The sequence below is a fragment of the uncultured Ralstonia sp. genome, assembly GCA_913056305.1.
Lineage (GTDB): Bacteria > Pseudomonadota > Gammaproteobacteria > Burkholderiales > Burkholderiaceae > Ralstonia.
Genome location: CAJXMR010000128.1, coordinates 1 through 13559 on the forward strand (window position 1 = coordinate 1; position 13559 = coordinate 13559).

Below are 13559 nucleotides of genomic sequence, written 5' to 3' on the forward strand. Positions count from 1 at the left end.
TCGCGCAGCCGGCCAGGTACTTTTCCCAGGCCCACTTGTACTTGAACGGCACCAGCTGGTTGACGTCGGTGGCGCCGTTGATGACGCGCTTGTCGGCGGCATTCACGCGGCGGTTGCTCTGCGCGGCGGCGGCGTTCGGGTTGTTGCCGAGGATGCCCGTACCGACAGCCTGCGTGGCCGACGGGGGCAGCACGCCGCCCTGGTCGGCGGTGGCCGGTTGCAGCGACGGCTGTTGCGGTTGATACACAGGCTGCGGTGCTGCTTGCGGTTGTGCGGCAGGTTTGACGTCGTCGTCCCAGCTCAGCATGGAGTTTCTCCAGAGTATTTCAATTGGACCGGCCGGCGGCGCGCATGTTTCGATCCATACGCGGCACCGGCCCGGTCGCCGATGTCAGTGAACAGGCCGCCGCATCACTCGATGCCGTGCGGCCCCTGGGGCGCTTGGGGTGAGCCCGCCCGATGCCTTACTGGCAGGCTTCGCATTCCTCGAAGCCGGGGTCGCCGGGGCGCATCGTGCACACGGCGCCTTCGGCTTCCGGCATGGCCGGGGCGGCGGCGGCAATCGCGTCCAGCGCGCTGGCCGGAGCCACCGAGGAGGCACCAGCAGCACCCGCAGCCGACACACCACCCACGTCGCTACCCGACGACACGGCGTTCAGCGTGCCGCGCGACACGGTCGACTTCTCGACGTGCGTGGCGCCGATCGTGCGCAGGTAGTACGTGGTCTTCAGGCCACGCAGCCACGCCAGCTTGTAGGTGTCGTCCAGCTTCTTGCCCGACGCGCCAGCCATGTAGATGTTCAGCGACTGCGCCTGGTCGATCCACTTCTGGCGGCGCGAGGCAGCCTCCACCAGCCACGTCGGCTCCACCTCGAAGGCCGTCGCGTACAGGTCGCGCAGGTCTTGCGGGATGCGGTCGATGCGGGCCAGCGAGCCGTCGAAGTACTTCAGGTCGGCGACCATCACTTCGTCCCACAGGCCGCGTGCCTTCAGGTCGCGCACCAGGAAGTCGTTGACCACCGTGAACTCGCCCGACAGGTTCGACTTGACGTACAGGTTCTGGTACGTCGGCTCGATACAGGCCGACACGCCGATGATGTTGGAGATCGTCGCCGTCGGGGCAATCGCCACGCAGTTCGAGTTGCGCATGCCGTACTGGTGGATGCGGCCGCGCAGGCTGTCCCAGTCCATGCTCGACGAGAAGTCGGCTTCCAGGTAGCCACCGCGCTCTTCGGCCAGCAGCTTGAGCGAGTCTTGCGGCAGGATGCCACGGTCCCACAGCGAGCCCTTGTAGCTGCTGTAGCGGCCGCGCTCTTCGGCCAGCTCGGTCGAAGCCCAGTAGGCGTAGTAGCACACGGCTTCCATCGAGGTATCGGCAAACTGCACCGCGCCATCGGTGGCGTACGGAATGCGCAGCACGTGCAGTGCGTCCTGGAAGCCCATGATGCCCAGGCCCACCGGACGGTGGCGCAGGTTCGAGTCCCGCGCCTTCTTGACCGCGTAGTAGTTGATGTCGATCACGTTGTCGAGCATGCGCATCGCGGTGCGGATGGTCTTCTTGAGCTTGTCGTGATCGAGCGCCAGCGTGCCGTCAGCCTGCTTGGCCAGGTGGGCCACCAGGTTGACCGAACCCAGGTTGCACACGGCGATTTCGCTGTCGTTGGTGTTCAGCGTGATTTCCGTGCACAGGTTGGAGCTGTGCACCACGCCCACGTGCTGCTGCGGGCTGCGGATGTTGCACGGGTCCTTGAACGTGATCCACGGGTGGCCGGTTTCGAACAGCATGCCCAGCATCTTGCGCCACAGTTGCTGCGCCGGGATCTTCTTGAAGAGCTTCAGTTCGCCACGGGCGACCTTGTCTTCGTAGGCCACGTAGGCGGCTTCGAAGGCGCGGCCGACCTTGTCGTGCAGGTCCGGGCAGGTGGACGGCGAGAACAGCGTCCACTCGCCGTTTTCCATCACACGCTTCATGAACAGGTCCGGAATCCAGTTGGCCGTGTTCATGTCATGCGTGCGGCGGCGGTCGTCGCCGGTGTTCTTGCGCAGCTCCAGGAATTCTTCGATGTCCAGGTGCCACGTTTCCAGATACGCGCACACCGCGCCCTTGCGTTTGCCGCCTTGGTTGACTGCGACAGCCGTGTCGTTGACGACCTTCAGGAACGGCACCACGCCTTGGCTCTTGCCGTTGGTGCCCTTGATGTGCGAGCCCAGCGCGCGCACGTTGGTCCAGTCGTTGCCCAGACCGCCTGCGAACTTGGAGAGCAGCGCGTTTTCCTTCAGCGCTTCGTAGATGCCGTCCAGGTCATCCGACACGGTGGTCAGGTAGCACGACGACAGCTGCGAACGGCGCGTGCCCGAGTTGAACAGCGTCGGCGTGCTCGACATGAAGTCGAACGACGACAGCAACTGGTAGAACTCGATGGCGCGGGCTTCGCGGTCGATCTCGTTCAGGGCCAGGCCCATCGCGACGCGCATGAAGAACGCCTGCGGCATCTCGATGCGCGTCTCGTTGATGTGCAGGAAGTAGCGGTCGTACAGCGTCTGCAGGCCGAGGTAGTTGAACTGGAAGTCGCGCGAGGCGTCCATCGCGGCGCCCAGGCGGGCCAGGTCGAACTGGGCCAGCTTGTCGTCGAGCAGCTCGGCGTTGATACCGCGCTTGATGAATTGCGGGAAGTAGTCGACGTAGCGGGCGCCCATTTCGGCCTGCGTGACTTCCTCGCCGAGGATCTCGCGGCGGATCGTGTGCAGCAGGATGCGCGCGGTGACCTGGCTGTAGGCCGGGTCCTTTTCGATCAGGGTACGCGCGGCCAGGATGGCCGAGTCGTACACCTGGCTCATCGGCACGCCTTCATACAGGTTCTTGACCGTTTCCTTGAGGATCGGCTCCGCGTCCACCGCCTCGCCCAGACCTTCGCAGGCCGAGACGATCACGTTGCGCAGCGCAGCCATGTCCAGCGGGCGGGTGATGCCGCCGTCGGTCACGTTCAGGCCGATGAAGGCCGGTTGCTGCTGGGTCTCGCCGGCTTGGGCGCGCTCTTGGGCGCGGCGCTCGCGGTACAGCACGTAGGCGCGGGCCACGTCGTGCTCGCCCGAGCGCATCAGGGCCAGCTCGACCTGGTCCTGCACATCTTCGATATGGAAGGTGCCGCCGTTCGGGCGGCTGCGCAGCAGCGCGCGCACCACGTTCTGGGTGAGGCCTTCGACCAGCTCGCGCACACGCGCGGAAGCGGCGCCCTGCCCGCCGTTGACGGCGAGGAAGGCCTTGGTCACGGCCACGGCGATCTTGGACGGCTCGAAACCGACCACCGCGCCGTTACGGCGGATGATCTTGTAGTCGGCGTAGCTGGTGCTGGGGGCCACGGCCGTGCCGCCAGCGCTTTGCGCAAATTGGGACGGATTGGCGGTGCCGGAGTGGATTTCGGGTTGGGCCGTCTGCATGGTGACTCCTGTTGAACCGTTCGATTGGCGGCTCGCCTGACGGGGCGGGCCGTTGCGTCACGCAGGGAAATAGAGATGGAAAAGACCCTTGCCTTTCCTCGGCTCCCAAGCGCCGGCTTGACCCGCCGACCGCCCGCCCCCGCGTGGCGCCGAAATAAGAATTCCGGATTGCCACCACTATATCTAGTATGCCGCCCCGGAATTGGCACTAAGTATAGTGGAACGATCGAACTTGACCAGTCTTGACAGATGGCGGCGATGGGCTATTTTCCCACCCCGGATGCAGTGCCGCATGCCCGCCATCCCAAGCGGCACAACGGGTCGACGGGATGGGCGTGCGGCGATGCGACGATCACCTGTTGAGAATAAATCTTTCTATCGATCAAGCAAGATCGATAGGGGTCACACGTTTGCGGTAGACGGGCGCCCGCTGGTTCCGGACTAGGCCGGAGCAGCGCCCGGTTGATAGGGAAATAGCGCCGCCCCCAAGCCGCCGAGCCCACGCAGGTGCGCCCAGTCGAAGCACGGCCCGGGATCGGTCTTGCGCCCGGGCGCGATGTCCGAGTGCCCCGCAATCGCCCCGATCGGATACGACGCGCAGATCGCCCGCACGAGCGATGCCGTGGCGACGTACTGCTCCGGGGTGAACGGTTGGTCGTCCGTGCCCTCGATCTCGATGCCGATCGAGAAATCGTTGCAACGCGTGCGGCCAAAGAAGTCCGAGGCGCCCGCATGCCACGCGCGCGCCTCGCACGGCGCGAACTGCACGCACTCGCCGCTGCGGCGGATGAAGAAATGCGCCGACACGCGCACACCGCGCAGTTGATCGAAATACGGGTGCGCGTCGCAGTCGAGCGAGTTGCTGAAGAAATCCAGCACGTCGTCGGTGCCAAAGTCGGTACCGGACTGCGCGGGCGGCAGGCTGATGTTGTGCAGCACGATCAGGTCGATCGGCATGCCCTCGGGCCGCGCGTCGACGTTGGGCGACGGATGGCGGCGCATGCCGTCCACCCAGCCATCCGCGGCGACGTGCATGGCGGGCAACTCAGGCATCGGCGCCCAGGCCGTTGCCGGCGGATTCGACGTCGCGCGGGTCGCGGATGTCGAGCTGCTGCATGCGATAGCGCAGCTGACGGAACGACAGACCGAGCAGCTTGGCGGCAGCCGTACGGTTGAAGCCGGTCTGGGCCAGCGCCGTCAGGATCACGCTGCGCTCGACCGATTCGAGATAGGCCGGCAGATCGACCGGCAAGGACACCGCGGGCATGGCCGGCGCGGCAGGCTCTGCTGGCGGCGTCGGCTCGATCGGCGCAGCCGCCGCATGCGGCATCATGCCCATCGGGCTCGGCGCTGACGCAGGAAGATAGGCCGCGTCAGGCCAGCCAACCGCAGGCGCATCGAGCGGATGCCCGGGATGGCGAGGTCGCGCATTCCCAGGATGGCCAGGATGGGACGGGTGCCCGGGCGCAGGCATCGACGACAAGTGCGACGGATGCGGAGGTACCCCGCCGTGCGCCTCGCGCGTGCGGTGGAACAGCGGCGAGCGTTCAATCTCGGCACCCAGCGCGCCGAGATCATCCACATCGATCGACTCGCCTTCGGCAAAGGCGTAGGCGCGCTCCAGCAGGTTCTCCAGCTCGCGCACGTTGCCCGGGAACGGGTACGCGCACAGCTGCTGCAGCGCCGGGCGCGTCAGGCGCTTCGGGCGCGGATCGCCGTAGCGGCCGGCAAGCTGCTCCAGCAGCACACCGGCCAGCACCGGCACGTCTTCGGCGCGCTCGCGCAGCGTGGGCATGCGCAGCTCGAGCACATTCAGGCGGTAGAACAAATCCTCGCGGAAGCGCCCGGCGGCGACCAGGCGCGCGAGGTTCTGGTGGCTCGCGCACACCACGCGCACGTCGACCGGGTCTTCGCGGCTCTCGCCGATCTTGCGCACGCGGCGCTCCTGCAGCGCACGCAGCAGCTTGACCTGCATGGTCAGCGGCAGGTCGGCCACTTCATCGAGCATGAGCGTGCCGCCGTTGGCCGCCTGGAAGAAGCCCTGGCGGTCGGTGTCGGCACCGGTGAAGGCGCCCTTCACGTAGCCGAAGAACTCGGCTTCCATCAGGTTCTCGGGGATCGCGCCGCAGTTGACGGCCACGAACGGCCGCGATGCGCGTGCGGACAACGCATGGACGGCGCGCGCCGCGCGCTCCTTGCCGCTGCCCGACTCCCCGCTGATCACCACCGGCGCCATGCTGCGCGCCAGGCGCATCAACGAGCGGCGCACCTCCTGCATGGCGGCCGAGTGACCGGGCAGCAGATCGTTGGTGCGCTCGGCCAGGTCGGCGCTGCCGGGATCCGGATCGCGCTGCTGGCGGCCCAGGGCGTTGAGCACGAGGCTGCGCAGTTGATCGAGCGAGAGCGGCTTGGCGATGTAGTCGAAGGCGCCGGCCTTGAGCGCCTCCACCGCGTTCTCGGCGCTGCCGTAGGCGGTGATGACGGCCACCGGCGTGCGGTCGGCCGTGGCCGAGAGCTGGCGCACCAGGTCGATGCCCAGGCCGTCGCCCAGGCGCATGTCGGTCAGCACCAGGGCGAAGCGTTGGCGCGCCAGGGCCTCGCGCGCCTCGCCCAGGCCGCTGGCGAGCACCACGTCGTGCCCCATGCGCCGCAGGGAGATCTCCAGCAGCTCGCGCAGATCGGCTTCGTCGTCGACGACGAGAATGGGTTCGCGAACGATGGCGGCTTTAGACATGGGCAGCGGGAAGTCGGCCGGCGGGTTATTCCGCCACCGGCACGGCGGGTTGGTCAAACATCAGCGTGATGACGAAGGCGCGGTGCGGCAGCGTGTCACGCGCCTCCATGGTCAACGCTCCGGTGCGATCGAGCAAGGCATCCAGCGCGATGGCGCCGTAGCGGATCTGCGCGTCGTTGGCGCTGCACAACTCGCGCGCCATGTAGAGCCCCAGGCCGGTGCCCTGCGCGTCATTGGTGAAGAACGGCTCGAACAGGCTGCGCTGCTGCTCGGCGGGCACCTCGGGGCCGTCGTTCCAGATCACCAGCTCGGCATGGGTATCGTCCAGCATGGTCGCCGCCAGCAGGATCGAGCCCGGCACGCGGCGGCAGTAGCGCAGCGCGTTGTCGAGCATGTTGCCGACCACCTGCTGCAACTGCGCCGGGTCGAACAGCACCGGGCGGCCCAGGTCTACGGCCACGCGCACCAGGTTGGCGTTGATCGCGGTCGGCTCACCGGACCGGCGCAGCGCCTCGGCGCGCCAGCGCTCGACCACCTCGGGCAGCACCTGCGCGAGTTGCACGCGCACGCGCTCGCCGCGCGGCCGGCGCGAGAGCATCAGCACGTCGGCGACCACCTGGTCCAGTCGCCGCACGTTGTCGCGGATGATGCGCAGCAGGCGGGTCTCGACGCCCGAGCCTTCCGGGCGGGCATGCTCGACGCCCTCGCCCGGATCGTCCAGCAGCTCGGCAGCCTGGCTGATGGCGGCCAGCGGATTGCGGATCTGGTGCGCGACGCTCGCCACCAGCCGGCCCATGGAGGCGAGCTTCTCCTGCTGCGCCTGCTCGGCCACACGCTCCCAGCTCTCTACGTGGATCAGCACGGTGTCGTGCAGCTCGTGGCGCAGGAAGGCTTCGTCATCAGCGGACCACGTCTGCATGGCCTCCGCCGAGGCCACACGCTGGCGCAGGCCGTCCCCCGCCGGCTCGCCGGCAATCGGCAGCCCAAGCGTGCTGACCAGGCTGTCCAGGTAGACACTGCGCAGGTTCGCCAGGCTCGGCAGGATGAAGCGCAGGCGCAGGCGTGCGCTCAGTGCGGCGCGCCCGCCGGAGGGGATCGGCAGCAAATCGAGAATGCGCGGGGCATCGTCGTCGCCAGCCGCATCGGATGCGGCACCGGAGTGGCGGCTCTTGCGGCGCAGCCACTGGCGCAGCGTCTCCAGCAGCGGGCGCAGGTGGGGGATGTCCTTGAGGTCGAACAGCATGGCGCCGCTGCCCACGAAGGCGCTTTGCGGCACGCCCAGCAGCATCGCCGCGGCGGGGTTGGCGGCCACCACGCGGCCATCGGCGCGCACCAGCATCACGCCGTCCTGCATGTCGTACACCATCAGCCGGTTCACCAGCTGCTGCAGGCGCAGTTCACGCTCGCGCGCCAGCGTCAGGCGCTCCTGCGCGATCTGGCGGTGCGACAGGCCGTACATCATCAGCGCGGCCATCATGTAGACCAGGCCGTACAGCCCGGCCGATGCCAGCCCCGACTCGACCGTGCCCTCGACCAGCATGCGCAGGAACGGCTCGGCCAGCACCACCATCGCCGCCATCGCCGCCGTGAACAGCGCAAACAGCAGGCTGGTCAGGGCCCCCGCGGCCAGCACCGGCATCAGAAACACCATCGCCACGCTGGCCGACACTTGCGAGAGCACGGCGTAGGCCGCCCCCAGGAACACCAGGTCCAGCAGCACATCCAGCCGTACACGGAACTGGAAGTGCGAGCGCCACCACCCCGCCGCCGCCAGGACCAGCAGCGCCAGCGCCAGATACGGCAGCGTCAGGCTGAGCATCGCGTCGCTGATGGGCGCGGGCGGGTTGCTGGCGCGGTCGCGCGGGATCGTGGCAAACAGCAGCAGCACCAGCGCCACGGCGGCGCGGCTGAAGGCGAAGTAGCGCAACAGGCGCCACTGGAATTCAGGCGGGTCGGGCTCCAGCCACACCGCGCGCAGCGCGCGCCAGGCGTTCAAGTGGGACCACAGGTGGCGCGGCCCGGCGGATGCGGACTGCCCGGCAGCATCGGCCTCATCGATACCGGACACCTTGGGCTGCGCCAGCCGGTGTGCCTCGCGCATCACGCGTCGCCCCGGCCGCCGTGGGGAGCCTGGGCGGCATGCTCGGCGCAGCGGTAGCGGCCGTTGGACAAGGCCACCATGCCGGCACGCGGCGCGTGCACGCCGCAGACGTCGCATTGCTCGATGGGTTGGGGCGTGCTGGCCTGGTCGGCCCCCGCACGGCCCGCGGACGGCGCCGAAGGCCCCGACGACGTCGGCCGCGCATTGCGCACGCCCTGGCGGCTCAGCCACCACCAACCGGCGAGCAGCATCAGGATCAGCAGGACAGGACGGGTCATGGCGGCGGGTAAGGCGAGAAAGCGTTGCGCAAGAACGCGCTACACGCGGTGCAGGATGACTTCGAGCACGAAGCGGCTGCCAACATAGGCCAGCATCAGGATCGCGAACGACGCCATCACCCAGCGCAGCGCCACGCGCCCGCGCCAGCCGTAGAAGCGGCGGCCGATCAGGATGCCACCGAACATCACCCACGACAGGATGGCGAAGACGGTCTTGTGCTCGAAATGGAAGACGCGGCCGAACAGCTGCTCGGAGAACAGTACGCCCGAGGCGATGGTCAGCGTGAGCAGCACGAAGCCCGCGCCGATCAGGCGGAACAGCAGCTTCTCGAGCGTGAGCAGCGGCGGCAGCAGGTCGAGCCAGCGGCCGAGCCAGCCGGCGTCGGCCGGGCGGTTGATGGTGTGCAGGCGGCGCTCGGCGGCCAGCATCAGGATGGCGTGGAAGGCCGCCAGCGTGAACAGCCCGTAAGCGACGTTGGCGATGGCAAAGTGCAGCTTGAATAGCGGGCTGGCTGCATAGCCGAGGATCTGCGTGCCGGGAAACACGAGCGGCAGCAGGCTGCCGAGCAGCGCCACGGGCATCACCAGCAGGCCCAGGCCGGCCAGCGAGAAGAACAGGCTCTCGATCCAGAAGATGCCCACGCCCAGCCACAGCATGGCGGAGAGCGCGAAGGCAAAGCCAAACACCATGGAGCTGGCAGGAAAGATGGTCTCGTGCAGCAGTAGCCCGTGCACGGCCAAGGCCCCCAGCAGCGCCCAGCGCCACCAGGCCGGACCGGCTTCGGCGGCCGTTGGGGGCGGCGGCACCAGCACGGCCGCGGCAGGCGGCAGGCTGCCCGTCATGATGGCGCCAGCAGCGGCCTGGGCCTCGAGCCCGCCGCGATGCGCCCACGCATACCAAGCGAGGGTGCCATAGAGAAGCGCCGTGAGCGCATACAGTACAATGACCATTTGCACAGTTTACCGCAGCCACCTTGGTTTTGGCCTAGGCTTGCCCCCTCCCGCCTCAGGGCCTGGGCGGCAGCGCGGAACGCACATTTCGGCCGATGCACATGACACGCGCATTGGCCCACCCGTCCCTCATTCCGGATCCCTGTCATGCTGGATAACCTGACCCAACGGCTTGCGCGCGTGGTCAAGACCATGCGCGGCGAAGCGCGCCTGACCGAAGCCAACACCGCCGAGATGCTGCGCGAGGTCCGCCTGGCGCTGCTCGAGGCCGACGTGGCGCTGCCGGTCGTGCGCGAGTTCATTGCCCGCGTCAAGGAAAAGGCGCTCGGCGAAGACGTCATCACGAGCCTGTCGCCGGGCCAGGCGCTGGTCGGCATCGTCCAGCGCGAGCTGACCGCCATCATCGGCGGCGAAGAAGCGCTCGAAGGCGTCGGCAGCAACATCCTCGGCGGCCGCGCGGCGGAGCTGAACCTGAACGTCACCCCGCCCGCGATCATCCTGATGGCCGGCCTGCAGGGCGCGGGCAAGACCACCACCGTCGGCAAGCTGGCCAAGTGGCTCAAGGAGAACAAGAAGAAGAAAGTGCTGACGGTGTCGTGCGACGTGTATCGCCCCGCCGCCATCGCGCAGTTGAAGACCGTGTCGGAGCAGGTTGGCGCGGACTTCTTCCCTTCGCTGCCGGACCAGAAACCGGTCGACATCGCCGCCGCGGCGCTGGACTGGGCCAAGAAGCACTACCACGATGTTCTGATCGTCGATACGGCCGGCCGCCTCGGTATTGACGAGGCGATGATGCAGGAGATCGCCGCGCTGCACGCCACGCTCAAGCCGGCCGAAACGCTGTTCGTGGTCGACGCGATGCTCGGCCAAGATGCGGTGAACACCGCCAAGGCCTTCAACGATGCCCTGCCGCTGACCGGCGTGGTGCTGACCAAGCTCGACGGTGACGCCCGCGGTGGCGCGGCGCTGTCGGTGCGCCACATCACCGGCAAGCCGATCAAGTTCGTCGGCGTGGCCGAAAAACTCGACGGGCTGGAGCCGTTCTATCCCGACCGCATGGCCCAGCGCATCCTGGGCATGGGCGACATCCTGGCGCTGGTGGAAGAAGCCCAGCGCGGTGTCGACATGGAGGAGGCGCAGAAGCTCGCCGCCAAGATCAAGAAGACCGGCGGCTTCGACCTGGAAGACTTCAAGGCGCAGATCGGCCAGATGAAGAAGATGGGTGGCCTGGGCAGCCTGATGGACAAGCTGCCCGCACAGATCGCACAGCAGGCCCAGGGCGCCAACATGGACCAGGCCGAGAAACAGGTCCGCCGCATGGAAGGCATCATCAACTCCATGACCGCCGCCGAGCGCGCCAAGCCCGAGCTGATCAAGGCCAGCCGCAAGCGCCGCATTGCCGCCGGTGCCGGCGTGCAGGTGCAGGAAGTCAACCGCCTGCTCAACCAGTTCGAGCAGATGCAATCCATGATGAAGAAGCTCAAGGGCGGTGGCATGATGAAGATGATGCGTGCCATGGGCGGCATGAAAGGTGGCATGAAGGGGCTGCTGCCCGGCGGCCGCTGAGCTAAAGCCTGCCCGATCCAATCGACTTAAACCGTTTCACAGACTGACACGATGCTGAGCGCAGAACAGGCCCGCGAACTCTGGGCCAACTCCGAAGAAATCGTCAGCGAAGACGCCGTGCGCGGCTCGCTGGACCGCATGGCCGACGAGATCACCGAGAAGATCGGCGACACCTTCCCGATGGTGCTGTCCGTGATGGGCGGCGCGTGCGTGTTCACCGGCATGCTGCTGCCCAAGCTGGCCTTCCCGCTGGAGTTCGACTACATCCACCTCTCGCGCTACAACAACAAGACGGTGGGCGGCGAGATGCAATGGCGCGTGGCACCGCGCGAGTCGGTCAAGGGCCGCACGGTGCTGGTGCTCGACGACATCCTCGACGAAGGCGAGACCATGGCCGCCATCCGCTCACGCATCATCGACATGGGCGCGAGCGAGTTCTACTCCGCCGTGCTGTGCGAGAAGACGCTGGCCAAGGACAAGCCGCTGTACCCGGACTTCTGCGGCTTCAACGTGCCGGACCGCTACGTGTTCGGCTGCGGCATGGACGCCAAGGGCTACTGGCGCAACCTGCCGACCATCCGCGCGCTGAAGAACACCTGACGCGGCGCACAGACCAACAAAAGGGCGACACACCGGTCGCCCTTTTTTGTTGCCAGCGCGAACTGCTCAGAGCTGATGCGCGAAGATGCGGATGCCCTTGAGCAGCATCTCCACTGAGATCGCCACCAGGATCAACCCCATCAGCCGCTCGAACGCCATCACCGTGCGTTCGCCCACCAGGCGCTGGATGTGCGTGGCGCTCAGCAACACCGCGGCCGACACCACCATCGTCGCGCACAGCGAGCCGACCCACGTCCACATGCGGCCCGGCGCCTGCGATACCAGCAGCATCACCGTGGCCATGGCCGACGGGCCGGCGATGGCGGGAATCGCCAGCGGCACGATGAAGGGCTCGCCGGTGGGCTGCGCATCGGTGGCACCGTCGCGCGGGAAGATCATGCGCAGCGCGATCAGGAACAGCACGATGCCGCCCGCGATCTGCAGCGACAGGTCGGTCAGGCTCATCATGCGCAGGAAGGCATCGCCGAAGAGCATGAAGACCAGCAGCAGCACAAACGCGATGCCGACCTCGCGCAGCACCACGCGGCTGCGGCGCTCGGGCGCCACCGGCCGCAGCGCCGAGATGAAGATCGGAATGTTGCCGAGCGGATCGGTGATCAGCACCAGCAGGATGGTGGCAGACGCGAAGGTGTATTCCATGCGGCGGACCGTCGCTCAGGCACCGCGTCGGTAGGGCCGCTCGCGCAGCCACTTGGTGGCGATCCACTTCTCGCCGCGCTCCACGGGCAGGCCGGCATGCAGCGTGTCCTCATCCAGCGTGCCGTCGGGCCGCTTGTAGACGAAGAACACCGCGTTGCCCTTGATCGGCGCCACTTCCAGACCGAGCTTCGGGAAGCCCGTCGCACCGCCCGCCTGCACGCTGTTCAGGTAGATCACGAGCGTGGCCACGCGCTGGCCGCCGACTTCAAGCTGGCGTGCCTCACCGGTGCGGCCCGGATTGAAGAAATCGAAATGCGGCTGATACTCGCCGCCAGGCTGGTAGTGCAGCACCTGGAAGCCCTCGCCGTGCTCGACGGGCACGCCGGTGGCCTGGGCGATGCGCGCCTCGATCTTGGCGATCAACGGATGCTCGCCGACCTGGAACATCGCGCCTTCGCTGGTGCGGGCGGAGATCAGGTTTTCCTCACCCGTCTCCGGATTCACCACCGGCGAGCGCTTCAGGCGATTGTGTCCGAGCGCGATCAGCTGGTCGCATTCTTCGTCCGACAGGAAGTGCTGGAACAGCACGATGCGCGGCGTCTCGATGGCGAACAAGATGGGAATGTCGCCATCGGTGGTGTGCACGCAGTTGCTGTTCTCGACTTCCTGCTCTGCCGGCGCAGGCACAGGCACAGGCGCAACCGGCGCCAGCGGCGGGCGCTGTGCGATCGCCTCGTCCACCACGCGCCGCGCAAAGGCGCGGTCATAGCCGGATTGCACCATCGAGGCGACCAGCGGATCCGCCTCGAAGCCTTCGGTCACGTGACGCTGCAGCCAGTCGTGCAGCGCGTCGGACATGGTCGCGTACGGTTGGATCGTGGACATGCGGGAGAAACGTTGCGGACGACGGAGATGGCCTTATTGTAGGCCGATCCCCTTGCGGGCGGCCGTCACGAGTTGCCGGCCTCAGTAGGCACCCGCAATCCGCTGCGGCGAGAACGGGTTGCGCGCCGGCACGTCCGGCAGCGTCTTGGCGCGCGGCGCATGTTCTGCCGGCGGCGCCGACACCGTCACCGCCGATTCCTGGTACTGCCAGCGCTTCCACGCCGCCAGCACGGCGTTCGGATACTGCGGCTGGCCCCGGCTGCCGTTGTAGCGGCCGAGCGCCAGATAAAGGTTGCCGCCTTCCATGTCGAGGTAATGACGCAGGATCGTGCAGCCGTAGCGCAGGT

Annotated in this window: 10 protein-coding genes and 2 pseudogenes; 2 read left to right on the forward strand and 10 right to left on the reverse strand. The window is 67.5% G+C overall.

Annotation, left to right across the window (positions count from 1 at the left end; genetic code table 11):
• From QZ609_RS17765 to ccsA, 7 genes and pseudogenes are all read right to left on the reverse strand, one after another.
• Positions 1 to 307: pseudogene (locus QZ609_RS17765) on the reverse strand (ribonucleotide-diphosphate reductase subunit beta); the annotation flags it as partial.
• 157 nt (positions 308 to 464) lie between these two features.
• A complete protein-coding gene (locus tag QZ609_RS17770; protein WP_295497563.1) occupies positions 465 to 3437 on the reverse strand; it encodes a ribonucleoside-diphosphate reductase subunit alpha in 2973 nt (990 codons plus the stop codon).
• A gap of 441 nt (positions 3438 to 3878) precedes the next feature.
• Positions 3879 to 4490, reverse strand: a complete 612-nt coding sequence (gene ampD / locus QZ609_RS17775) for a 1,6-anhydro-N-acetylmuramyl-L-alanine amidase AmpD (protein WP_295497565.1) — start codon at positions 4488 to 4490, stop codon at positions 3879 to 3881.
• On the reverse strand, positions 4483 to 6171 hold the full coding sequence (locus QZ609_RS17780) for a sigma-54 dependent transcriptional regulator (RefSeq protein WP_295497567.1): 1689 nt from the start codon (positions 6169 to 6171) through the stop codon (positions 4483 to 4485). The genes ampD and QZ609_RS17780 overlap by 8 nt, the downstream gene beginning before the upstream one ends.
• Positions 6172 to 6196: 25 nt before the next feature.
• Entirely contained in the window at positions 6197 to 8275 is a 2079-nt protein-coding gene (locus QZ609_RS17785) for an ATP-binding protein (protein WP_295497569.1), read from the reverse strand.
• Positions 8272 to 8550: a hypothetical protein gene (locus tag QZ609_RS17790; protein ID WP_295497571.1), complete on the reverse strand. Its 279-nt coding sequence runs from the start codon at positions 8548 to 8550 to the stop codon at positions 8272 to 8274. Before QZ609_RS17790 ends, QZ609_RS17785 begins: the two co-directional genes overlap by 4 nt.
• Positions 8551 to 8589: 39 nt before the next feature.
• On the reverse strand, positions 8590 to 9501 hold the full coding sequence (gene ccsA / locus QZ609_RS17795) for a cytochrome c biogenesis protein CcsA (RefSeq protein ID WP_295497573.1): 912 nt from the start codon (positions 9499 to 9501) through the stop codon (positions 8590 to 8592).
• 147 nt (positions 9502 to 9648) lie between these two features.
• On the opposite strand from ccsA, the gene ffh reads away from it, so the two are divergent.
• Both ffh and QZ609_RS17805 read left to right on the forward strand, forming a co-directional pair.
• Entirely contained in the window at positions 9649 to 11067 is a 1419-nt protein-coding gene (ffh, locus tag QZ609_RS17800) for a signal recognition particle protein (RefSeq protein WP_295497575.1), read from the forward strand.
• Between the two features lie 51 nt (positions 11068 to 11118).
• A complete protein-coding gene (locus QZ609_RS17805; RefSeq protein ID WP_295497577.1) occupies positions 11119 to 11667 on the forward strand; it encodes a hypoxanthine-guanine phosphoribosyltransferase in 549 nt (182 codons plus the stop codon).
• A gap of 66 nt (positions 11668 to 11733) precedes the next feature.
• Here the strand turns inward: QZ609_RS17805 and QZ609_RS17810 are convergent, their stop codons facing one another.
• The 3 genes and pseudogenes from QZ609_RS17810 to QZ609_RS17820 form a co-directional block, all read right to left on the reverse strand.
• Entirely contained in the window at positions 11734 to 12327 is a 594-nt protein-coding gene (locus QZ609_RS17810; RefSeq protein WP_295497579.1) for a MarC family protein, read from the reverse strand.
• A gap of 15 nt (positions 12328 to 12342) precedes the next feature.
• Positions 12343 to 13212: a 2OG-Fe(II) oxygenase gene (locus tag QZ609_RS17815; RefSeq protein WP_295497581.1), complete on the reverse strand. Its 870-nt coding sequence runs from the start codon at positions 13210 to 13212 to the stop codon at positions 12343 to 12345.
• 81 nt (positions 13213 to 13293) lie between these two features.
• Positions 13294 to 13559 (reverse strand): annotated as a pseudogene (locus QZ609_RS17820) (lytic transglycosylase domain-containing protein); the annotation flags it as partial.